Genomic DNA, 21,316 nt, shown 5'->3' on the forward strand with positions numbered 1-21,316 from the left:
TCAGGCGTACTCGGTGGCGGGGCGGCCCAGAGCGTTCCGGTGCTCGGGCATCCGCAGGGAGACCATGCGGCGCCAGCCGAGGAGGCGTTCGTAGGCGTAGACGGCGTGGATGCCGAGCGCGAGGAGCGCGGACTTGGCCCTCGGCCAGCCGAGGATGCGGCCCATGTGGGCCATGACGGCGAGGCTGACGTCCCGGTAGATCCTGATCTCGGCGAAGGCGCAGGCGCGGAGCGTGCGCTGGATGGCGCGGCCGTGCCCGGCGGCGGCCAGGCGCAGCAGCTCCTCGTGGCAGTAGGCGAGGTGGCTGTCCTCGTCGTCGGAGATCATGCGCACCGCGCGGCCCACGTCGGGATGGTCGACGAAATGCCGGCGCAGCAGGTCCATCTGCTCGGAGGCGCGCTGTTCGGTGACCCGGCTGTGGGCGAGGTAGGTGACGATGTCCGGCACGCCGAGCGGCCGGTCGGCCCTGAGCCGGTCGTGGGCCAGCCCGATGCCGTGCCGTTCCAGGAGCGCCGTGTAGTCGGTCTCGGGCGGGACCGGGGCGGGTGCCAGCCCGCGCTTCTTCAGCAGGGCGCGGAAGATGCGTCCGTGCTTGTCCTCGTCGGCGCCGTGGCGGGCGATCTTGGGGGCGAGGCCGCGTTCGCCCGGGGGCACCAGGGCGGCGATCCTGGCGTTCTCCCAGCCGCCCTGCGACTCCCCGCTGGCCGCGATCGAGCAGAACAGCCGGAAGGACTCGTCGTCGTCGAGGATCTCCTGGAACAGACTCCTGGCCGAAAGCATCGTGGGCACCTCTCCGGAGGACTCACCAGACCCGCGGAGAATCAGTCAAATGCCGCAACGCGGGCGCTGCAACAGCTGTGCGGGCGGACTCGGCCGAAAGGAGGAGCACCGGGGTCACGCCGGGGGCGTAACCGCGCGGGCACGGGCGCGTTGTTCTCCGTGACGGCCGTGGCGGGGAAGACCCCCGAGCCCCCACCACGGCCGCAGACTTCTCCCGGGCGTCAGGCGAGCCCGGCGCGCTCCACGGCCTCGGCGCCGGCCCGCAGCGAGGCGAGCCGCTCGTCCAGGGTGAAGCCGGCGGGGGCGAGGGAGAGCGTGGTGACCCCGGCGGCCGCGTAGGCCTTCATCCGGTCGGCGATCCGGTCCACGGACCCGAGCAGCGTGGTCCGGTCGATCAGGTCGTGCGGTACGGCGGCCGCGGCCCCGTTCTTGTCCCCGGACAGGTACTTGTCCTGGACCTCGGTGGCCGCCTCCTCATACCCCATACGCCGGGCGAGCTGGTTGTAGAAGTTCTGCTTGCGGCTGCCCATGCCGCCGACGTACAGCGCGGTGTACGGGCGGAAGGTGTCGGCGAGCGTGGCCACGTCCTTGTCGTCGCCGAGGGCGAGCGGCAGCGTCGGGCAGATGTCGAACCCGTCGAGGGTCTTGCCGGCCTTCTCCCGCCCCGCGCGCAGGTACTGGACGGCCGTCTCCTCCAGGTGCTCGGCCGAGGGGAAGATCAGCAGCGCGCCGTCGGCGATCTCACCGGTCTGCTCCAGGTTCTTCGGGCCGATGGCGGCGATGTAGACGGGGATGTGCTCGCGCTCCGGGTGCACGGTCAGCTTGATCGGCTTGCCCGGGCCGCCCGGCAGCGGCAGCGTCCAGTGCTCGCCCTCGAACGAGAGCCGCTCCCGGCTCATCGCCCTGCGCACGATCTCCACGTACTCGCGGGTGCGGGAGAGCGGCTTGTCGAACTTGACGCCGTACCAGCCCTCGGAGACCTGCGGTCCGGAGACGCCGAGTCCGAGCCGGAAACGGCCGCCGGACAGGGAGTCGAGGGTCGCGGCGGTCATCGCGGTCATGGCGGGCTGCCGGGCGGGGATCTGGAAGATCGCCGAGCCGACGTCGATGCGCTCGGTCTGGGCGGCGACCCAGCTGAGCACGGTGGCGGCGTCGGAGCCATAGGCCTCGGCGGCCCAGCACACGGCGTATCCGAGGCGGTCGGCCTCCTGCGCCACGGCCAGGTTGTCCCCGTCCATCCCGGCGCCCCAGTAGCCGAGGTTGATCCCGAGTTGCATGGCCGTACCCCTTACCGATCAGTAACGTCGCTGTTGCGAGAGACCTTAGCGTGGAGATTTTCCGCACGGGGGATCGGTTCCCGTCCGACCGCGGGCCATGGGGGCCACAACCTCAGGTCACCCTGGGGAAATCGGTTATCCACAGGCAACCCAACGCACCAACTCTGGCCAGTAATCTCGCGGTCATGGAGCAGAGGCATCTCGGCCGTACCGGCCTGCGCGTGTCCAGAATCGGACTCGGCACCCTCACCTGGGGCCGGGACGTCGACGAGCACGACGCCGCGGACATGCTGAAGGCGTTCTGGGAGGCCGGCGGAACCCTCGTCGACACCGCGGACGTGTACGGCGACGGAGAGGCCGAGTACCTGCTCGGACAGCTCATAGAAGGCCTGGTGCCACGCCGGGACCTGATCATCTCGACGAAGGCGGGCAGCGTCCCCGACCCCGACCGCCGTTTCAACGGCTCCCGCGGTCATCTGCTCGCCGCGCTCGACGCCTCCCTCGCCCGCCTCGGCACCGACTACGTCGACGTCTGGCACGTGCACGCCTACGACCCGGACACCCCGCTGGAGGAGACCCTCCAGGCCCTCGACCTGGCCGTCGGCAGCGGCCGTGCCCGGTATGCCGGGGTCTCCAACTTCTGCGGCTGGCAGATCGCGAAGGCGGCGACCTGGCAGCTCGCGGCGCCCGGCACCCGCACCCGGCTGGCCTCCACGCAGCTGGAGTACTCGCTGCTCCAGCGGGGCGTCGAACGCGAGGTGCTGCCCGCCGCGCTGGACCTGGGCATCGGCCTGCTGCCGTCCTCCCCGCTGGGCCGGGGCGTGCTGACCGCGAAGTACCGCAACGCCACTCCCCCTGACTCGCGCGGCGCCTCGGAGCATCTCGCGCCGTTCGTCGCGCCGTACCTCGACGACACGGCGACCCGGATCGTGGACGCGGTGCAGACGGCGGCCGACGGGCTCGCGGTGACCCCGCTCCAGGTCTCGCTCGCCTGGGTGCGGGACCGGCCCGGCGTGGCCGCGCCGATCGTCGGCGCGCGCAACGCGCAGCAGCTCATCGCGGCATTGTCAGTGGAGGCCCTTACGCTTCCTGACGAGATCTGCCGGGCGCTCGACGACGTGTCGGCGCCCGTGCACCGCTATCCCGATCACGACTGGAGCACGCTGTGAGCACGGAGCCGGGGCTGGGCACAGGGCCCGAGGCCGACGACGAGGGAACCACGGCCGGGGGGACGGCGGGGGCCGGGGACCTCACCGCCGGACCGGCCGGAGCGAGCGGCTCGCCGGACCCCGGTGCGGGTGTCCCGCCGGCCGCCGGAGCCGGCGACTCACCCGACTCCGGCGCGGGCCACTCACCGGAGGCCGGTGCGAGCGGCCCACCGGTCGCCGAGGGCGGCGAGCCGGACGGCGTCGGTGGCGCGGGCGGGGTTCGGGAAGAGACCGCTTCCGGCTCCTCGGAGGCCGGGGCGGCGGAGGCCCCCCAGCGGTCCGAGGCCGAGGCCGAGTTGGCCGCTCAGCGGGTCGAGCGGGAGCGGATCGAGCGGCGGAAGGCCGACCGGAGGGGGCCCGTCGAGAGCGGCACCAAGCTCAGCGGCAAGGCGGCCGACCTGCTCGCGGCGATCCGTGCGGTGGAGGGCGGCGAGAAGCCGGCGACCACCGTGTTCGCCGCCCCGGATCCGGCGCCGCGCCCGGCGGCCCCCGCCCCGGAGGCCGTCCGCCGGCCCCAGCCCGCACCGGCCGCCGCGGCACCCGCCACGGAGACGATCGCGACGGTACGGCGGATCCTGGCCGAGGGCGGCGCGCCCGAGTCGCTCGCGCCCCAGGTCGCCGCCGCCCTCGGCGAGGGGGCCGACACCCTGCTCCGGGAGGATCCCTGGCAGCTGCTGCGGGTCGCCGGTGTCCGGCCGGACCAGGCCGACGGGTTCGCCCGGGCGCTGCTCGGCGCGGAGTGCGGTCCGGACGACGAGCGGCGCGGCCGGGCCGTGACCGGCTGGCTCCTCGAACAGGCGGCCCTGGCCGGGCACACCGCGCTGGAGATGCCGGCGCTCACCGCCGCGCTGGCCCAGCGGGCGGTGCCCGACCCGGAGGCGGCCGTGCAGGACGCGATCGCCGAGGGCGAGGCGCTGGTCTTCCAGGACGCCCTGGATCCGGGCGCCCCCGAACCCGAGGACGGCGAGGAGGAGCGCCCGGTCCGGGTCCTGGTCGCTCTGGAGCGGTACGCCCTGGCCGAGGAGAGCCTCGCCGACGGCCTGGCCCGGCTGGTCAACTCCCTGGCCAAGGACGCCTCGGAGCGCTGGGAGGCGGTCGCGGCGACCGCCTCGGGCGGCGCGGCCGAGCTGGTCCGCGCGGTCGCCGGACACGGCCTGGTGCTGCACACCGGCGGGGAGGCGGCCCGCGCCGAACCCGCCGCGCTGCTGACGGCCGCCCGCGCGGCCGGGCTGCGCGCCTGCGCCGTCACCCACACGTCCGAGGGACACCGGCGGCTGGCGGCGGCGCTGGAGGAAGGTGACGGTGGTGAGGGAGCCGTCGGGACGGTCGCCGGTCTGCTCTCCGGCGCCGAGGGCCCCGGCCGGGACGCGGACGGGGCGCTCGACCTCGACCTGCTGATCGTGCTGGACGCGCCCCAGTTGGACGTGGAGGGCGCGGCCATGCTCGTGGAGGCGCTGCCCGACGGGGCCCGGCTGGTGCTGAGCGGGGATCCGGCGGTGCTGTGGTCGGCGGGGCCCGGGCGCGTCTTCGCCGATCTGCTGGCGGCCCGGGTGTGCCCGCAGATCGCGTCCCGCACACCTGACCCCGGCCCGCTCGGGGAGCTGGTCTCCGGGATCGGCATCGGTGAGCTCACCCAGGTCGATGCGCCGGGCAAGGAGTTGGTGATCGTGCCGGTGCGGGACGCGGGCGAGGCGGTGCACCGGACGGTGCAGCTGGTCGCCGACTCGGTGCCGCGCGTGATCGGCGTCCCCGCCGGTCAGACCGTGGTGATCACCCCGGGCCACGGCGGAGCGGCGGGCACCCGCGCCCTCAACACGGCGCTGAAGGAGCGGCTCAATCCGGGCCCCGGCCGGTTCGGCGGCTTCGACCCCGGTGACCGGATCGCCTACTCCCCCGCGCCGGGCCGTACGGTCCCGGGTCAGGTGGTGACGGCGGACGCCGACGGGCTGCACCTGTCGTGCGCGGGCGTGCCCGTCGTCGTACCGAAGGAGCGGGTGGAGCAGTCCGTCCGGCAGGGCTGGGCGCTCACCGCCCACCAGGCGGCGGGCAGCCGCTGGCCGGCGGCGGTCGTGGTCCTCCCCGGTGACGCGGCGCCGACCCTCAGCCGCCCCTGGGTGTACACGGCGTTCAGCCGGGCCGAACGCCATCTTTCGGTGGTCCACGGCGTGGAACAGGCCCTGCCGAAGGCGGTGGCCGAGACCCTGCCCAAGCCCCGTACCACCCGGCTGCCGCTGCTGCTGAAGACCCAGGTCCCGGCAGCGGGCTGACCGGCGTCTCCGCCGCGGCGGCGATCAGCCGCCACGGCTCCGGCCCGCGGTGCCTTCCCGCCTGAACCTCTCGGAAGGCACCGCGGCCGGCCACGGGGTCAGCGCTCGGCGTCCAGCGGCTCCAGGTCCTCGTCCTCGTCGAGGTCGAGTTCCTCCAGCTCGTCGGCGTCCTCCGTGTCGTCGGTGTCCTCGTCGTCGAAGACCGCGCTGACGTCGAACCGGCACACCACCCGCTGCGGGTCGACCGCCTCGAACGGTGTCTCCAGCCACTCCCCGGGCTCGGCCGGCTCGTCCGCCGCGGTCACCCACAGCGTGGAGTCGCCCTCCTCCAGGCCGAACTCCTTGTGCCGGGAGGCGATCTCGTCCGGTTCGAACTCGCCGAACAGGATCCCCAGCGCCCCGTGGATCGTGCCGGCGGCGTCCGCGTCCGTGCCCGGGCCGTCGTCGTACTCCGCCGCCTCGACCCGCTGGGCCTGCGCCAGCAGCCGCTGCGGCTCCGCCACGGCGTAGTCGCGGCGGATCAGCACGCTGATCGCGTTCGGCTCCTCTGGACCCGCGTACGGGGGCAGCGAGTCGTCCGTACCGGGGATCTCGAAGGGCGTGACCTCGTCGTAGCGGTCGTAAAGGAGCTCGTCGTAGACCTCGGCGGCCGCGGCCAGCTGGTTGAACGCCTCGTAGACAGCCGGGTCGTCCTCCCCCGACCTGCGTTCGACCGCGGCCAGATGGCGGTCGAGCGCGGTCTTGACCGCCTCGGCGGCGGCGCGTACCTCGGCAGCGGTGGGCTGCGCAGCATCAGACATAGTGCAGACGCTATCCGTACCGGGCACCAGCCCGCACAATAGATGCGATGCCGGAATACGAATTTGTCGACGTGTACGTACCTCGCGGGGTCTCCCGCAAGGACGCCACACGACTGCTGACGGACCATGCCGAGTACGGACACTGGGAGTTGGACCGACTGAGCCTCATGCGCGACGGCAGCCGCAGGGTGCGGTTGCGCCGGCGGATCATCCGCCAGGTGCGTGCCACATGGTGAGACTGGCCGACTGACGGAAGGGGCCCCGTGTCGACGGGGCCCCTTCCGTACCACGCACCGGCGCCGGTGCGTCACCGTCCGTGCGCTACGCCGCGGCGCGCGCCCTGCGGTACAGCACCGCGCCCGCGAGCAGCGCGCCGACGCCCGCCGGGGCCACGAGGCCCAGCGGCAGGTCACTCCCGGTGTGCGCGAGCTGCGCGGCCGTGACGGGCTGGGTCACCGAGCGGCTGCCCAGGGGGTCGACGAGGGCGGAGCCGTGGGGTCCCGGGGCGCCATGGGTCACGGGAGTTCCGTGAGTGCCGGTCGGGACGGTCTGGCTCCCGTGCCCGCCGGGGTGCCCGGGGTGACCGGGAGGCGTGCCCGGGTGCTGGCCCGGGTTGCCCGGGTGTACCGGCTGCCCTGGCTGACCCGGGGTTCCCGGGTTCCCCGGAGTCCCCGGGTTGCCGGGCGGATTACCACCGTGGCCCCCATGCCCGCCGTGGCCCCCATGCCCGCCGTGACCCCCGTGACCCCCGTGCCCGCCATGACCGCCATGACCGCCGTGGCCTCCGTGCCCACCGTGGCCGCCATGCCCACCGTGCCCTCCGTGGCCGGGAGGCTGCGTGGAGTGACCACCGCCCGGGCCGCCGGAATGTCCGGAACCCCCGTCGTTGGCGCACTCGTTGCCGACGGCGGAGTTGCCGACACCGATGATGTCGACGCTGTTGCCGCAGACGTTGACCGGAACGTCGATCGGCGCCTGCACGGTGTTGCCCGAGCCGACCCCGGGTGAGCCCCCGGTGTGGCCTCCGGCGTGCGAGCCGCCGTGGCCGCCGTGACCCGCGTGGCCCCCGTAACCGCCGTGACCCCCGTGACTGTCGTGGCCGCCGTGACCGCCGTGGTTGGCGCACTTGTTGCCCACCGACGGGTTGAGGGCGCCGACGACGTTCACGGTGTTGCCGCAGACGTTCACCGGCGCGTGCACCGGCGCCTGCACCGTGTTGCCGGAGAGTACGCCGGGCGAGTCGGAGGCCGAGCCGACGGCCCCCGAGTCGGCGTGGGCGTAGCCGCCCGCGGCGGCGATGACGCCGGTCGCCGCGGCCATGGTCATAAGGCCCTTACGGGCACCCTGTCGCATTGTGTGAATTCCCCCCTGCCTTGGATCCTGACCGTTTGCATTTCCCGCGGAAAGAACCCGCGGAAAAACCGGTCGGCCCCGGAGCGCATGGCGCGCGCTCCGGGGCCGACGGAAAGACGCCCCCTCAGGGAGCCGGCGTCACTTGTTGATGCAGGTGTTGCCGAAGGCGGGGTTCAGAATCCCGATGACCGAGATCGTGTTGCCGCAGACGTTCACCGGGACGTGCACGGGAACCTGGATCACGTTGCCGGAGACGACGCCCGGGGAGCCCACGGCAGCGCCCTGGGCACCCGAGTCGGCGACGGCCAGGCCCGCACCCGCGAGAACCAGACCACCAGTGGCAGCCGCAGCAGCGACGACCTTCTTGAGCATTATTCCTCCTTGTTGGCAATGCGATCCCAAGTAGCGGATCGCACCACCTGTAACGAGGAGGGAGTAATGGAGCTACGAGCTTATCGTCGCATTCACTCTTTTCAGTCCAGCCCGCACAGGCGCCCGAATAGCCGAAGCCTCAGCCTCACGACGCGTACGACTTCACGACGCGTCGATGAACCGGTCGAGCACCCGCACACCGAACTGCAGACCGTCCACCGGCACCCGCTCGTCCACCCCGTGGAACATGCCCGCGAAGTCCAGTTCCGGCGGCAGCTTGAGGGGCGCGAAGCCGAAGCCGCGGATGCCGAGGTCGTCGAAGGACTTGGCGTCGGTGCCGCCGGAGAGCATGTAGGGGATCGCCTTGGCGGTGGGGTCCTCGGCCAGCAGCGAGGACTGCATGGCGGCCACCAGGGGCCCGTCGAAGCCGGTCTCCAGCGCCTTGTCGGAGTGCACGTCCTCGCGGACCACGTTCGGGCCGAGGATGCGGTCGAGGTCGGCGAGGAACTCCTCCTCGTGGCCCGGCAGGAAGCGGCCGTCCACGTGCGCGGTGGCCTCGCCCGGGATGACGTTGACCTTGTAACCGGCGTTCAGCTGGGTGGGGTTGGCGGTGTTGCTGAGCGTCGCGCCGATGAGCTTGGCGATGCCGCCGAGCCGGGCCAGCGTCGACTCCATGTCCTCCGGGTCCAACTCGGTGCCGAGCGCGTCGCCCAGTTCGTCGAGGAAGGCCCGGGTGGTCTTGGTGACCCGCACCGGGAACCGGTGCCGGCCGAGCCGGGCCACGGCCTCGGACAGCTCGGTGATGGCGTTGTCACGGTGGATCATGGAGCCGTGCCCGGCAGTGCCGGCCACCTTCAGCTTCATCCAGTGCATGCCCTTCTCGGCCGTCTGGATCAGATAGAGCCGCCGCTCCTCGCTCACCGTGAAGGAGAAGCCGCCGACCTCGCTGATCGCCTCGGTGACGCCCTCGAAGAGGCCGGGGTGGTTGTCGACCAGGTGCCGGGCGCCCCAGGTGCCGCCGGCCTCCTCGTCGGCGAGGAAGGCGAGCACGATGTCCCGGGGCGGCTTGCGGCCGCTGCGCAGCCGGTCCCGTACGACCGCCAGGGTCATCGCGTCCATGTCCTTCATGTCGACCGCGCCGCGTCCCCACACGCACCCGTCCGCGACCTCGCCGGAGAACGGGTGGTGGGTCCAGTCGTCGGCGTTGGCCGGTACGACGTCGAGGTGGCCGTGGATCAGCAGGGCGGGCCGGGACGGGTCCGCGCCCTCGATGCGGGCCACCGTGGAGGCGCGGCCGGGGTGGGACTCGAAGATCTCCGGCTCCAGGCCGACCTCGGCGAGCTTCTCCGCGACCCACTCGGCGGCCTTGCGCTCGCCGGGCCCGGAGTGGTCGCCGTAGTTGCTGGTGTCGAACCGGATCAGCTCGCGGCAGAGGTCGACGACCTCCTCCTCGCCGGTGACGCCCTTGGCCGTGTCCGTCTCGCTCACGTCGTTTCCTCCTGCTGTCACTGGCGGCCGGTCCCCGCCATCCTCTCTCCCTTCCCGCTCCGAGCCCAAGGCCGGTCCCGGCCCGTCACACGCCGTTCACGCCCGCCCGGCCGGAAACAGGGTGTGATCGGCGGCCCCCGAAAGCCTGGTAGTGTTTCCTTCGTCGCCGCGAGGGAAACCCGCACGGAAGATCTCGTACGACACACACCTTGTCCGGGTGGCGGAATGGCAGACGCGCTAGCTTGAGGTGCTAGTGCCCTTTATCGGGCGTGGGGGTTCAAGTCCCCCCTCGGACACCAGCGAAGACCCCAGTTGACCTGGGGTCTTTCTATTTCTCGCCAGTACGGCCGGCGCCCGCTGTCAGTCGCGGCGCCTACTGTGCGCGCATGACCGACAGCTCACAGAAGCCTGATGGCACGACGAAGGGCATCGCGCTCTATCACGACATGCGGGTCGAGGAGGACTTCACCAAGTGCGCCACTCGCCTCTTCTCGATTCTCAAGCATGCTGCGGCTACAAGCCCCGGCTCCCCGCGCTACCTCCACCTCGACGTCCAAGGGCATCGCAACGCCGCCGGCGACTATGACGCTGACGCCTCCGAGATCATCCACGAGTTCTTACTGGACTTCCTGGGTCCCTACCTCACGGAGATCAGCACACCCCTCTACCGGGCCAGGAATCCGGAGCCGCAATGCGAGGACATTCCTGACGTCCTGAACATACGAGACCCGGACCGTGAGCACGCTTACGACCACCACGAGCTGCGGGTCCGTAACCGGGACAGCCAACCGCACCGACGCCGATCCAGGCCTCCGGTCCGGGCCATCGCCGACTACCTCGGTCTCGATGAGCCGATCTGTCTGATCTGCTGGCAGACACCGGTGGAGCGGGCCCACGTGGTCCCGGAGTCGCTCGGCGGTTCCAACGATGTACGGAACTTCGCCCTCCTTTGCCCGCAGCACCACCGTGAGGCTCCAGATGTCGCGGACGCCGAGGCGTTCTGGTCGTGGGTCGACTACGCCTGTGCACGCGACGGCCATATGAAGTGGGCAGGTGTGGAGCCGGAGATGCTGGCCAAGGCGGAACGCGTCGGCCTCCTCATCGACACGTCCGGACCCGTACGAAAGAGCCTTCATCATTTCGGTCAAGTGCGTGACGAACTCGTGCGCCACTATGGCTGGTGCCCGGAGGACTTCGCCGGCGGCGACCACTGGGGCGCGCTGATGGAGGAGTTCCACACGGTGATGGACGCGGCGACCAGTACCCACTTCAATGTCACCAAGAAGGCGTCCACCGAGGCATGGGCCTTCGAAGTGGCTCGCAGACGCTTGCGAGACGGGGCACCGGAGCCTGCGGCCGACGATGGCCGGTCATCGGTGTCGAGCCGTTCGTCGGTTCAATTGGCTGAGCGGACGGTGCGCAAATCACCTACGAACGGTTCCGCGCAGAGCCTTGTCGACGCCGCACGCCGAGCCGACATCGCCACCGAAGCGGCGGCGCTCGTGCACGACATCATTGCCTCGGCGGGGGTTTCCAGCGCCGAGCAGGTGCTGCGGGCCATCAAAGAAGAGGTCGCGGACCGCACCGCGCAGTTCGAGCGACTGGCTGACGAGTTGATGAGGCACACAGCCTGCCGACGCTGCGGCCACGCGATTGCCCGGATCGGGGACGCTCCCTGGCGGCACAGTGCCGCGGCGCCCATGTCCCGTGGCTGCCGAGCCGCCAGCTTCGACCGGGACGGCACCTGGGACGATTCCCTCGACCGGGCGTGGATGGCGAGCCCACCACAGACGTATCGGTGAACTGGCCGCGGACACCACGAAGGAATCGCGAGCAATCACGAAGAAACCCCTGCTCAGCAGGGGTTTCTTGGTTTTGCGGCGGAGGGAATGGTGCCTCAGCCGGCCTCGCCTATTCGGCCGTGGCCGAGGGCCACGGCGGAGGTGAACGCGGAGAGTACCGCTCGGCCGACCAGCAGCGCGGGGCCGTGCGGCCGCTTGCTGTCGCGGACGGCGGCCGTCGCCTCGTCGACGATCCCGCATTCCACGCAGTCGGACTGTGATGCGGACGCCGAGGACTTCCACCAGGTCACCGGCAGAGTCGACGCGTCGTCAACGTGCTTCATTCGCTATTCGTTCTTCCTTATCTGGGTGATCAGTTCCACCGACGCCTCGACGGACTCGGCGGCAGACGTGAGGCGTTGCCACGCGGCCCGGTGCGTGGAGACCCGATCACGTTCCTCGATGTACAGGGCGGAAGTCAGCCCTTCCTGGTGGACGACGTCCAGGTCCGTGTGCGGACCGAAGCCCAGGATGCTGAAGGTGCCGGTCAGCCCGGCGTGGAGGGGAGCGTCCGATCTCAACACCTGGATGTTGATGTTCGGCCGCCGCCCCATCGTAAGCAGGCGCCCCAACTGCTCGTACATCAGGGCGGGATCCTCGGTGGTGGAGCGCAGTGCCTGCTCGGAGACGATCGCCCAGAGCGCCAGCGGGTCGCTGTCGCGGGTGAGGACGGCCTGGCGTGCGAGCCGTACCTCGACGAGCGCGTCGACCCGTGCCTCGACCGCCTCGGACATGGCGGTCGCCCGGATGATCTCGCGGGCGTACTCGGCGGTCTGGAGCAGTCCGGGGACCATGCCCAGCTGCCAGGTGGAGACCGTCTCGGCCTCCGCCTCCAGGCTGATCAGGTCCTCGTACACCGGGGTGAGAACACCTCGGTACGAGTGCCACCAGCCGCGCCGCCCGCCCTCCTTGGTGAGGGTGATCAGGGCCGCGCGCAGCTCGTCGCTGACGTCGCGGCCGAGTTCGCCGTACAGGGTGAGCAGCGCCTGGATGTCCGCTGCCTTGGGAGCCGTCTTGCCGGTCTCCATCCGGGACAGTTTCGAGGAGACGAACGCGCCTTCGGAGTGCTCCGCGACCTCGTCGAGGGTGAGTTCGCCGCGCAGTTCGCGCAACTTGGCACCGAGCCGTCGCCGGCGCACCGTGGGCGTGCTCACGGATCCCCCTTCTGTCCGGTGAACTGCCCGACAGTCTGCCGTGCCGCCCAGGCCCCCGCCACCGACTGACGACTTGTGCCGCAAGTCTCCCGAGGAGATGCGCAATTTTTCACATCTTCGAGGACGTATTGCGGTCGACTGTGCCGTGAAGGCACCATGAATCCGGGAAATACGAAAGTGACCGCACTCGCATGGCGAAGCACCGTGCCTGCGTTGGGACATGCCCGTGAGGGGATCCACATGATCGAACGCCAGCGGAGCACCACGACCGAAACCCGTGCCCTGCAAGTCGCCCCGCCGCCGGTCCTGTTACTGGCGAGCGAGCCCCAGTCGGCCAGGGCGGCACGGCTGTTCGTGAGCGACTTCATCACCCATCACAGCCCGGACGCCTCCCGGGACCACATCGAAGCCGTCGCGCTGGTCACCTGCGAGCTGGTCACCAACTCCCTGCGCTACGAGACCGACCCCGACGATCCGGTCCGGCTCCTCATCGAGTCCGACGGCTCCCGGACCCGGGTCGAGGTGCACGACCCGCTGAGCCGCCACCCCCGGCTGCGCCCCATCTCCGTCGAACGGGACCGCGGGCGCGGACTGCTGATCCTCGACGCGCTCTGCTCGGGCCGCTGGGGCGTGGGCAACCTGCCCTGGGGCAAGTCCATCTGGGCCGAGGTCAGCGCCGCCTGACCGCCCGCCGCGCCCGTCGCCGTACCCACCTCCGGACACGCGGAGTTGGCCCGTCTCACACTGTGTGGTCCATCTCTCCCCCCAGATGGATCATGCCTGGTCAGGGGTTTGTTAAGTTTCAAACGACTGCTCCGAACGGCGGCTTTCGAGTGGCCGTCAGATGAACGGAAGCCTAGCGTCGTACTAACATTTCCGGTTTGTTACCTAGCCGGACCCGGATAACCCCAGGCACACCTGCGGGCCCGCCGGCTCCCCGGAGGGTTCCGGGAACGAGACGCGAGGACCGGATGGCAGCCATAGACGAGAGCAGTGCTCTCGGCCTGCTCGACGATGAGATCCGCGAGGAGTTCGGGGACACGGCCCGATTTTCGGCCGGGGCGGCAGCGTCGCCGCGCACGCTCGTAGACGTGTTCGAGGCAAGTGTACGGACCCACCCCGACGAGCCCGCGCTGGACGACGGCACCACCCAGCTCACCTACCGCGCGCTCGCGGTCGAGGTGGAGCGGCTGCGGCGGCGGCTCGCCGAGGCCGGGATCGGGCTCGGCGACCGGGTGGGCGTGCGCGTCCCGTCGGGGACCAATGATCTGTACATCGCCGTGCTCGGCACCCTCGCGGCCGGCGCCGCCTACGTGCCCGTCGACGCCGAGGACCCGGACGAGCGGGCCGCGCTGGTGTTCGGCGAGGCCGAGGTCGCGGCCGTGCTCGGCGAGGGCCTGCACATCGACGTCCGGCGCGCGGACGGTCGTACCGCCGGACGTCCCGGCACCGAGCACGACGCCTGGATCATCTTCACCTCCGGTTCCACCGGCAAGCCCAAGGGCGTCGCCGTCACCCACCGCAGCGCCGCGGCCTTCGTGGACGCCGAGGCCGCGCTGTTCCTGACCGAGGAGCCCATCGGACCCGGCGACCGGGTCATGGCGGGCCTCTCGGTGGCCTTCGACGCCTCCTGCGAGGAGATGTGGCTGGCGTGGCGCTACGGCGCCTGTCTGGTGCCCGTGCCGCGCTCCCAGGTCCGCTCGGGCGCCGATCTCGGCCCCTGGCTGGTCGAGCAGGAGATCACCGTCGTCTCGACCGTGCCGACGCTGGCCGCGCTCTGGGAGCCCGAGACCCTCAACGACGTCCGGCTGCTCATCTTCGGTGGCGAGGCCTGCCCGCCCGAGCTGGCGCAGCGGCTGGTGACCGAGGGCCGCGAGGTCTGGAACACCTACGGGCCCACCGAGGCCACCGTGGTCGCCTGTGCCGCCCTGATGAGCGGCGAGGAGCCGATCCGCATCGGGCTGCCCCTGAACGGCTGGGAGCTCGCCGTCGTGGACGACGCGGGCGAGCCCGTCGCCATGGGCGAGAGCGGCCAGCTGGTGATCGGCGGGGTCGGCCTGGCCCGGTACCTCGACGCCGAGAAGGACGCCGAGAAGTACGCGCCGCTGGAGTCGCTGGGCTGGAAGCGGGCGTACCGCAGCGGCGACCTGGTCCGCGCCGACCGCGAGGGCCTGGTCTTCCTCGGGCGGGCCGACGAGCAGATCAAGCTCGGCGGCCGCCGTATCGAGCTCGGCGAGGTGGACGCGGCTCTGCAGGCCCTGCCGGGTGTCGCGGGCGCCGCGGCGGCCGTACGGACCGCGCGCGGCGGCAACCAGCTCCTGGTCGGCTATGTCGTCACCCAGGAGGGCTGGGACCACGCCACCGCCGTCGAGAAGCTCCGCGCCGAACTGCCCGCCGCCCTCGTGCCGCTGCTCGCGCCCGTCGCCGAGCTGCCCACCCGTACCTCCGGCAAGGTCGACCGCAACGCCCTCCCGTGGCCCCTGGAGGGACTGGAGTCCGGCGGCCCGGCCGAGCAGCTGTACGGCACCGAGGCCTGGCTCGCCGAGCAGTGGACCGAGGTCCTCGGCATCCCGGTGACCAGCGCCGCCGACGACTTCTTCGCGATCGGCGGCGGCAGCCTGTCCGCCGCCCAGCTCACCACCCGGCTGCGCACCCGCTACCCGAGCGCGGCCGTCCTCGACATCTACCAGCAGCCGGTGCTGCGCAAGCTGGCCCGCCGGCTGGAGGAGTCCACACAGGACGACGGCACGCAGCGCACGATCGCGCCCGTGCCGCGCTCGGCCCAGGCCGTGCAGCTCCTGCTGCTGCTCCCCCTGTTCACGCTGCTCGGGCTGCGCTGGACGGTCGTCCTGGCCGCGCTCGGCAATGTGCTGGGCGGCTACGGCTGGCTGCCCACCGCGCCCTGGTGGCTGGTCGGCCTCGGGGCGCTGGCCCTGTTCACCCCGCCCGGCCGGATCGTGATCGCGGCCGGTGGCGCACGGCTGCTGCTGCGGGGCGTGAAGCCCGGCCGGTACCGGCGCGGCGGCTCCGTCCACCTGCGGCTGTGGGCGGCGGAGCGGCTGGCCGAGTTCACCGGGGCGACCACGCTGACCGGGTCCTGGCTGGAGCGGTACGCGCGGGCGCTCGGCGCCAAGATCGGCCCCGAGGTGGACCTGCACTCGCTGCCGCCGGTCACCGGCCTGCTCAGGATCGGCCGGGGCGCGGCCGTGGAGTCCGAGGTGGACCTGTCCGGCTACTGGCTGGACGGCGACCGGCTGGTGGTCGGCGCGGTCCGGATCGGCGCCCACGCGGTCGTCGGCACGCGCAGCATGCTCTTCCCCGGTGCCCGGGTCGGCAAGCGGGCCGAGGTGGCCCCCGGCTCGGCCGTCACCGGGCAGATCCCGACCGGCCAGCGCTGGGCGGGCGCGCCGGCCGTGAAGCTGGGCAAGGCCAAGCGGAACTGGCCCAAGCACCGGCCGCAGCGCGGCACGTACTGGCGGGTGATGTACGGCCTCACCGGGCTCGGGCTCAGCGCGCTGCCGGTGCTCGCCGGTGCCGCCGCCCTGCTGGTGGCCAGGCGTTTCGTGGCCCCCGGGGACGGTCTGGCCGAGGCCCTGCGGGGCGCGGCGGTCGCGCTGGTCCCGGCCACACTGGCCTTCGGTCTGGCGTACGCGCTGCTGATCCTGGTCTCCGTACGGCTGCTCAGCCTGGGCCTCAGGGTCGGCACGCATCCGACGCACAGCAGGATCGGCTGGCAGGCCTGGACGGTCTCCCAGCTGATGGACCGCTCCCGCGAGACGCTGTTCCCGCTCTACGCCGGTCTGGTCACCCCGGTCTGGCTGCGGCTGCTCGGGATGCGGATCGGGCGTGGTGCCGAGGTGTCGACGGTGCTCGCGCTGCCGAGCCTGACCACGGTCGGCGAGGGCGCGTTCCTGGCCGACGACACGCTGACCGCGCCGTACGAGCTCGGTGGCGGCTATGTGCGGATCGGGCGCGCGGAGATCGGCCGGCGGGCGTTCCTCGGGAACTCCGGGATGACCGCGCCGGGCCGCAGTGTCCCGGACGGCGGTCTGGTGGGCGTGCTGTCGGCGACCCCGAAGAAGGCCAAGAAGGGCACCTCGTACCTGGGGCTGCCGCCGGTGAAGCTGCCGCGCAGCACGGCCGACGGCGACCAGAGCCGTACCTACGAGCCGCCGGCCCGGCTGCTGTGGGCGCGGGCCCTGGTGGAGACCTGCCGGATCGTGCCGGTGCTGTGCTCGGTGGCGCTGGCCGGGCTCACGGTGGCCGCGCTGTGCGCGCTCGGCGCGTGGGCGCCGCTGCTGTCCGGCCTGGTGCTGCTCGCCGCCGGCGCGGCCGCGGGTCTGGTCTCGGTGCTGGCCAAGTGGCTGCTGGTCGGACGGCACCGCAGCGGGGAGCACCCGCTGTGGAGTTCCTTCGTCTGGCGCAACGAGCTGGCGGACACCTTCGTGGAGGTGCTGGCGGTGCCGTGGCTGGCCGGTTCGGTGCCGGGTACTCCGGTGCTGACGGCCTGGCTGCGGGGCCTGGGCGCCCGGATCGGCAAGGGTGTCTGGGTGGAGAGCTACTGGCTTCCGGAGACCGACCTGGTGACCCTGGAGGACGCGGCCACCGTGAACCGCGGCTGTGTCCTGCAGACTCACCTCTTCCACGACCGGATCTTGCGGACGGATACTGTTGTTCTCCGTGAGGGCGCCACGCTGGGCCCTGGCGGGATCGTGCTGCCCGGCAGCATGATCGGGGCCCGCACCACCCTGGGTCCCGCGTCGCTCGTCATGGCGGCGGAGTCGGTTCCCGACGACACCCGCTGGCTCGGCAATCCGATCGAGGCATGGCGTCCCTGAGCGCGGGCCGTCCGGTGGCCGCGGGTATCGGTGCACCGAGGGACGGTTCGAGCACAGCGCAGGGAGCGATCGCGGAAGTGGCAGTGCAGCAGTCAGCGGGTCCGGACCCGTACTTCCCGGACAACGGCGATGCCCGGTACCGGGTCCATCGCTATGAGCTCACGCTGGACTACCGGCCAGGCCCCAACCGCCTGGCCGGCATGGCCCGGATCAACGCCATCGCGGGCCGGGCCGCGCTGCCCGAGTTCCAGCTGAACCTGGCCGACTTCAAGATCGGCCGGATCCGGGTGGACGGCCGCCAGCCGCACTGGACGCACCGGGGCGGCAAGCTGCGGATCAAGCCGGCCAAGCCGCTGCGGGCCGGGGCCGCGTTCACCGTGGAGATCCACTGGTCGGGCAACCCCAAGCCGGTGAACAGCCCCTGGGGCGGGATCGGCTGGGAGGAGCTGACGGACGGCGCGCTGGTGGCGAGCCAGCCGATCGGCGCGCCCTCGTGGTTCCCGTGCAACGACCGGCCCGCCGACAAGGCCTCCTACCTGATCTCGGTGACCTGCCCGTCGGCGTACTCGGTGGTGGCCGGGGGCCGGCTGCTCACCCGTACCACCAAGGCGTCCACGACGACCTGGGTGTACGAGCAGGCGGCGCCGACGTCGAGCTATCTGGTGAGCCTCGCGATCGGGAAGTTCCAGACGGTGCTGCTGGGCGATCCGGGCTTCGGCGGGGTGCCGATGCACGGCCACATACCGGCGCATCTCCTGCCTGAGTTCTCCCGGGACTTCGCGCGGCAGCCCGCCATGATGGACCTGTTCCAGCGGCTGTTCGGGCCGTACCCCTTCGACGAGTACGCCGTGGTCGTCGCCGACGAGGAGTTCGATGTCCCCGTCGAGGCCCAGGGGTTGTCGCTGTTCGGCGCCAACCACGTGGACGGGGCGCGGGGTTCGGAGCGTCTGGTGGCGCACGAGCTGGCCCACCAGTGGTTCGGCAACAGCGTGTCCATCGCCGACTGGCGGCACATCTGGCTGAACGAGGGGCTCGCCAAGTACGCGGAGTGGCTGTGGTCGGAGCGGTCCGGCGGCCGCAGCGCCCAGCAACTGGCGGGCGTCGCCCACCGGTTGCTGTCCGGGCTGCCGCAGGACATCCGGATCGCCGCCCCGGGCAAGAAGGCGATGTTCGACGACCGGCTCTACGAGCGCGGCGGGGTCACGGTCCACGCGATCCGCTGCGCGCTCGGCGACGAGCGGTTCTTCCACATGCTGCGGGCGTGGGCGGGGCTGCACCGGGGCGGGGCGGTGACCACCCCGATGTTCACCGCCCACGTCAACCGGTTCGCGGACGAGCCGCTCGACGGCCTCCTCGACGCCTGGGTGCACCGCACCGCGCTGCCCCCACTGCCGACCCTGACCGTCCCGGCCCGCCCGGCCCAGCCGCCCACCAACGCCGAGTCGGCGTAGGCGGGCGGCTCCGCGTCAGGAGGCCGGTACCTTCAGCTTGTCCCAGCTGGTGCGGCCGGGGATGCCGTCGGCGTCCTTGCCCTTGAAGCCGAGTCTGTGCTGCCAGGCCTGGTAGGACTTGCGGTCGGCGTCGGTCCATTCGGGGCTCGGTCCTTCGTCGTAGTGGCCGCAGCCCTCGGCGACCAGGCGTCTGCCCATGGCGGTGACGAGCGGCGACTTCTGGCCGACGTGGAAGAAGCCGCTGCCCGGGAAGGGGGCGTACCGGGGCCTGGACGGCGGCTTGGGGTCGTCGGAGCCGGGCTTGGGGGACTTCCCGGCCAGCCGCTCGGCGATCCGCTTGCGCATCCCGTCCATGGTGAATCCGCGTGGGTCCTGCTTGCCCGGCTGCCACTCCTTGTGCCCGATGACCGACGCCGCGCTCCAGCCGTGGTGGCGGCAGATCGCGGCGGAGACCTTCTCGATGGCCTCCTTCTGCGCCTCGGGCCAGGGGTCCTTGCCGTCGCCGAGGTTGATGCACTCGAAGCCGTAGAAGTGCCGGTTGCCGTCGGTGTCGGCCTCGTTGTCGTGCGGGAGCCTCGTCTCGTCGACGACGGCGCGGAGCACGTCGCTGTCGCCGAGACCGGCGTGGTTCGCCCGGCCGTTGCCGACCAGGTGCACCTGGCCCTGCTTGTCGATGACGCCGTGGCAGAGCGGTCCCGGCAGCCCGGAGTAGCCGTTGTAGCAGAGGGCGACGGAGCTGTCGGTGCCCGAGGTGACGGTGTGGTGGATCATCACGCCGTTCACCGGGCCCCAGGGACCCTTCGTGTTCCGGTTGTGGTGGCGCCAGTCGCGCACCTCGTGCACCGTCAGGCCCTCCGCGCGCAGGACGTCCAGCAGCTTGGCGCCGCTCATGGGGGTGGCCATCAGTTGTCTCCGTCCAGCGGCGCCGCCGCCTCGGCTTCCGCGGTGGTCTGCGACCTGCCGTGCGACGGGTCCTCGGCCGCGACCTCCTCCCGGTGTGCCTGCTCCTCGGCGGCCAGGGCCGCCTTGTCCGCGGCCGGGATGCTGCTGGCCAGCGGCCCGAAGGCGAGCCGCAGGTCGACGGCGCTCTCCTCGCCCTTGACCAGGGCCAGCGGGGCGAGGTGCCGGAGGACACCGGCCGGGCCCTGGAGCAGCGGGCGGCGCGCCCGGTCGACGGGCCACTCGACACCGCCGGTGGCGGTGCGGGCCGGGATCAGCCAGTGGTCGCCGGTGCGGTAGGCGCCGCCCTCGGCGAAGTAGACCTCGACCCCGTCCTCCAGGGGCAGCCACTCCCCCTCCGTCACCGGCACGGCCCCCTCCTTCAGCGCGGCCGTGCGCCCCTTGCGCCGCGGACCCTCGTGGTGGTCCCAGCGGCGCAGGAACGGGTTGAGGTCCGGGAGCCGTCCGACGCCCGGCGCGGGCTCGGCGGAGAGCCGGACCCGCCGTCCGGGCAGGTCGAGTTCCTCGACGCGCAGCAGGGGAAGGGCCTCCAGCCGGGAGGAGCAGGCCGTGTCCGTGAACTCGACCCGGTCGCCGACGTCCAGGTCCAGCTTGTCGTCGTATCCGAGGGACGCCAACCGCACCCAGGTGCCGTCGAGTTCGTCGACCGGGAAGACCACCGACCCGTTCTCCCGGGACCACTTGAAGGTGGCGTCCTTCGCCGCACCGCCGGCGTGCACCTCGACGCGGTACAGCTGGTTCTCCGGGCCGCGGTAGCGGGCGTCGGGCCGGACCAGGCAGGGGTCCTCGTCGGCGTGGTCGGGCCGCTCGCTGCGGGCGGCGAGCCGGGCGGCGGACAGCGACTGCCCCTTCGCCCACTTCTCGAAAGCCGCGCGGACGACCTCCCTGGACGGCTCGGCGTCCTCGATCGCCAGCTCCGCGAGGGACAGCGGCAGTACCTGCCAGACCACCTTCACCCGGGCCGCCGTGTCCGGCATCGCGGCACCGAGGGCGACCTCGCGCAGCGCCGGGTCCTCGGCCGCGTTCACCGAGCGCTCCCACACCTGCAGATAGACCACGAACGGCGACGTGGCGGGCGAGGGCAGCCGGTCGCCGGGCCGCTCCGGGTCGCGGAAGGCGTCGGGCTGGTCCCAGTAGGTCCAGTACGCGGGCGGGACGGTGGTGTCCTCCTCCGCATCCTCGTCCGGTACCGGTGTCCCGGGGGCCGGGCGGTCGGCGTCGACCAGGATGCCGTCGACGTAGTAACGGCCGCCGTGGATGTACAGGGTGTCGATGTCGTGCCGGCCGCCGACGTACTCGATGCGGAAGCCCGCCGCGTCGCGCGGCCCGCCGTAGCGGCCGATCAGGTCCGCGGCGAGGGTGCGGGCCTGGTGGAGCTGGATGGCGGTCTGCTCGTTGGCGTCGGCGTCGAGCTGGACGCGGCCCTGCTGGGCGACGACCGCGGAGTAGTGCCGCTCCGGCCGGAAGGTGAGGCGGGAGAGATCTGCGTGCATGAAGGGGGTCCCCCTGGTTCAGGAAAGTGCGGGT

Annotated in this window: 17 protein-coding genes and 1 tRNA gene; 8 read left to right on the forward strand and 10 right to left on the reverse strand. The window is 72.1% G+C overall.

The genetic code is table 11. The annotated features are described in order from the left end of the window. Positions 1 to 780: a ferritin-like domain-containing protein gene (locus ACIPSJ_RS38695; RefSeq protein ID WP_359209188.1), complete on the reverse strand. Its 780-nt coding sequence runs from the start codon at positions 778 to 780 to the stop codon at positions 1 to 3. 221 nt (positions 781 to 1,001) lie between these two features. Then, a complete protein-coding gene (locus tag ACIPSJ_RS38700) occupies positions 1,002 to 2,057 on the reverse strand; it encodes an LLM class F420-dependent oxidoreductase (protein ID WP_359209185.1) in 1,056 nt (351 codons plus the stop codon). A gap of 185 nt (positions 2,058 to 2,242) precedes the next feature. Between ACIPSJ_RS38700 and ACIPSJ_RS38705 the strand changes: the two genes are divergently transcribed. Continuing rightward, positions 2,243 to 3,226, forward strand: a complete 984-nt coding sequence (locus ACIPSJ_RS38705) for an aldo/keto reductase (protein ID WP_359209182.1) — start codon at positions 2,243 to 2,245, stop codon at positions 3,224 to 3,226. A gap of 14 nt (positions 3,227 to 3,240) precedes the next feature. Beyond that, positions 3,241 to 5,532, forward strand: a complete 2,292-nt coding sequence (locus ACIPSJ_RS38710; protein ID WP_401353103.1) for a helix-hairpin-helix domain-containing protein — start codon at positions 3,241 to 3,243, stop codon at positions 5,530 to 5,532. Positions 5,533 to 5,630: 98 nt separating this feature from the next. Here the strand turns inward: ACIPSJ_RS38710 and ACIPSJ_RS38715 are convergent, their stop codons facing one another. Next, complete coding sequence (locus tag ACIPSJ_RS38715) at positions 5,631 to 6,332, reverse strand: hypothetical protein (protein WP_359209175.1); 702 nt, start codon at positions 6,330 to 6,332, stop codon at positions 5,631 to 5,633. 47 nt (positions 6,333 to 6,379) lie between these two features. Here ACIPSJ_RS38715 and ACIPSJ_RS38720 point away from each other — a divergent pair, with 47 nt between their 5' ends. Beyond that, the gene (locus ACIPSJ_RS38720) at positions 6,380 to 6,568 is read left to right on the forward strand and encodes a DUF5703 family protein (protein WP_007380901.1); all 189 of its coding nucleotides are present in this window, start codon (positions 6,380 to 6,382) and stop codon (positions 6,566 to 6,568) included. A gap of 85 nt (positions 6,569 to 6,653) precedes the next feature. On the opposite strand, the gene ACIPSJ_RS38725 is transcribed toward ACIPSJ_RS38720, so the two are convergent. The 3 genes from ACIPSJ_RS38725 to ACIPSJ_RS38735 form a co-directional block, all read right to left on the reverse strand. Continuing rightward, positions 6,654 to 7,685 (reverse strand): chaplin, encoded by a 1,032-nt coding sequence (locus ACIPSJ_RS38725; RefSeq protein ID WP_401352894.1) that lies wholly within the window; start codon positions 7,683 to 7,685, stop codon positions 6,654 to 6,656. 138 nt (positions 7,686 to 7,823) lie between these two features. Beyond that, a complete protein-coding gene (gene chpH, locus ACIPSJ_RS38730; RefSeq protein ID WP_355716637.1) occupies positions 7,824 to 8,057 on the reverse strand; it encodes a chaplin ChpH in 234 nt (77 codons plus the stop codon). A 162-nt stretch (positions 8,058 to 8,219) separates the two neighbouring features. After that, on the reverse strand, positions 8,220 to 9,545 hold the full coding sequence (locus ACIPSJ_RS38735; RefSeq protein ID WP_359209168.1) for a M20/M25/M40 family metallo-hydrolase: 1,326 nt from the start codon (positions 9,543 to 9,545) through the stop codon (positions 8,220 to 8,222). 211 nt (positions 9,546 to 9,756) lie between these two features. On the opposite strand from ACIPSJ_RS38735, the gene ACIPSJ_RS38740 reads away from it, so the two are divergent. Both ACIPSJ_RS38740 and ACIPSJ_RS38745 read left to right on the forward strand, forming a co-directional pair. Beyond that, positions 9,757 to 9,844 (forward strand) — tRNA-Leu (locus ACIPSJ_RS38740). Between the two features lie 87 nt (positions 9,845 to 9,931). Next, positions 9,932 to 11,347: an HNH endonuclease gene (locus tag ACIPSJ_RS38745; protein WP_401352897.1), complete on the forward strand. Its 1,416-nt coding sequence runs from the start codon at positions 9,932 to 9,934 to the stop codon at positions 11,345 to 11,347. Between the two features lie 95 nt (positions 11,348 to 11,442). On the opposite strand, the gene ACIPSJ_RS38750 is transcribed toward ACIPSJ_RS38745, so the two are convergent. Continuing rightward, positions 11,443 to 11,670 carry a DUF397 domain-containing protein gene (locus ACIPSJ_RS38750; protein WP_401352899.1) on the reverse strand — a complete coding sequence of 76 codons (228 nt, stop codon included), beginning with the start codon at positions 11,668 to 11,670 and terminating at the stop codon, positions 11,443 to 11,445. 3 nt (positions 11,671 to 11,673) lie between these two features. Continuing rightward, complete coding sequence (locus ACIPSJ_RS38755) at positions 11,674 to 12,540, reverse strand: helix-turn-helix transcriptional regulator (protein WP_355716629.1); 867 nt, start codon at positions 12,538 to 12,540, stop codon at positions 11,674 to 11,676. 240 nt (positions 12,541 to 12,780) lie between these two features. Between ACIPSJ_RS38755 and ACIPSJ_RS38760 the strand changes: the two genes are divergently transcribed. The 3 genes from ACIPSJ_RS38760 (at position 12,781) to ACIPSJ_RS38770 (ending at position 18,829) form a co-directional block, all read left to right on the forward strand. After that, a complete protein-coding gene (locus tag ACIPSJ_RS38760) occupies positions 12,781 to 13,224 on the forward strand; it encodes an ATP-binding protein (RefSeq protein WP_355716626.1) in 444 nt (147 codons plus the stop codon). Between the two features lie 287 nt (positions 13,225 to 13,511). Next, complete coding sequence (locus tag ACIPSJ_RS38765; RefSeq protein WP_401352902.1) at positions 13,512 to 17,378, forward strand: Pls/PosA family non-ribosomal peptide synthetase; 3,867 nt, start codon at positions 13,512 to 13,514, stop codon at positions 17,376 to 17,378. 77 nt (positions 17,379 to 17,455) lie between these two features. After that, on the forward strand, positions 17,456 to 18,829 hold the full coding sequence (locus ACIPSJ_RS38770; RefSeq protein WP_401352904.1) for a M1 family metallopeptidase: 1,374 nt from the start codon (positions 17,456 to 17,458) through the stop codon (positions 18,827 to 18,829). Positions 18,830 to 18,844: 15 nt separating this feature from the next. Here the strand turns inward: ACIPSJ_RS38770 and ACIPSJ_RS38775 are convergent, their stop codons facing one another. Beyond that, complete coding sequence (locus tag ACIPSJ_RS38775; protein ID WP_359209154.1) at positions 18,845 to 19,732, reverse strand: peptidoglycan-binding protein; 888 nt, start codon at positions 19,730 to 19,732, stop codon at positions 18,845 to 18,847. Then, positions 19,732 to 21,282, reverse strand: a complete 1,551-nt coding sequence (locus ACIPSJ_RS38780) for a DUF6519 domain-containing protein (protein ID WP_401352906.1) — start codon at positions 21,280 to 21,282, stop codon at positions 19,732 to 19,734. Before ACIPSJ_RS38780 ends, ACIPSJ_RS38775 begins: the two co-directional genes overlap by 1 nt. Positions 21,283 to 21,316 lie beyond the last annotated feature (34 nt).

Source organism: Streptomyces sp. NPDC090088, assembly GCF_044747345.1.
Lineage (GTDB): Bacteria > Actinomycetota > Actinomycetes > Streptomycetales > Streptomycetaceae > Streptomyces.

Bases quoted from the DNA above. Each gene is read 5' to 3' on its own strand.
- ACIPSJ_RS38695 (WP_359209188.1), bottom strand. From the start codon at position 780: ATGCTTTCGGCCAGGAGTCTGTTCCAGGAGATCCTCGACGACGACGAG.
- ACIPSJ_RS38700 (WP_359209185.1), bottom strand. From the start codon at position 2,057: ATGCAACTCGGGATCAACCTCGGCTACTGGGGCGCCGGGATGGACGGG.
- ACIPSJ_RS38705 (WP_359209182.1), top strand. From the start codon at position 2,243: ATGGAGCAGAGGCATCTCGGCCGTACCGGCCTGCGCGTGTCCAGAATC.
- ACIPSJ_RS38715 (WP_359209175.1), bottom strand. From the start codon at position 6,332: ATGTCTGATGCTGCGCAGCCCACCGCTGCCGAGGTACGCGCCGCCGCC.
- ACIPSJ_RS38720 (WP_007380901.1), top strand. From the start codon at position 6,380: ATGCCGGAATACGAATTTGTCGACGTGTACGTACCTCGCGGGGTCTCC.
- ACIPSJ_RS38725 (WP_401352894.1), bottom strand. From the start codon at position 7,685: ATGCGACAGGGTGCCCGTAAGGGCCTTATGACCATGGCCGCGGCGACC.
- chpH (WP_355716637.1), bottom strand. From the start codon at position 8,057: ATGCTCAAGAAGGTCGTCGCTGCTGCGGCTGCCACTGGTGGTCTGGTT.
- ACIPSJ_RS38745 (WP_401352897.1), top strand. From the start codon at position 9,932: ATGACCGACAGCTCACAGAAGCCTGATGGCACGACGAAGGGCATCGCG.
- ACIPSJ_RS38750 (WP_401352899.1), bottom strand. From the start codon at position 11,670: ATGAAGCACGTTGACGACGCGTCGACTCTGCCGGTGACCTGGTGGAAG.
- ACIPSJ_RS38760 (WP_355716626.1), top strand. From the start codon at position 12,781: ATGATCGAACGCCAGCGGAGCACCACGACCGAAACCCGTGCCCTGCAA.
- ACIPSJ_RS38765 (WP_401352902.1), top strand. From the start codon at position 13,512: ATGGCAGCCATAGACGAGAGCAGTGCTCTCGGCCTGCTCGACGATGAG.
- ACIPSJ_RS38775 (WP_359209154.1), bottom strand. From the start codon at position 19,732: ATGGCCACCCCCATGAGCGGCGCCAAGCTGCTGGACGTCCTGCGCGCG.
- ACIPSJ_RS38780 (WP_401352906.1), bottom strand. From the start codon at position 21,282: ATGCACGCAGATCTCTCCCGCCTCACCTTCCGGCCGGAGCGGCACTAC.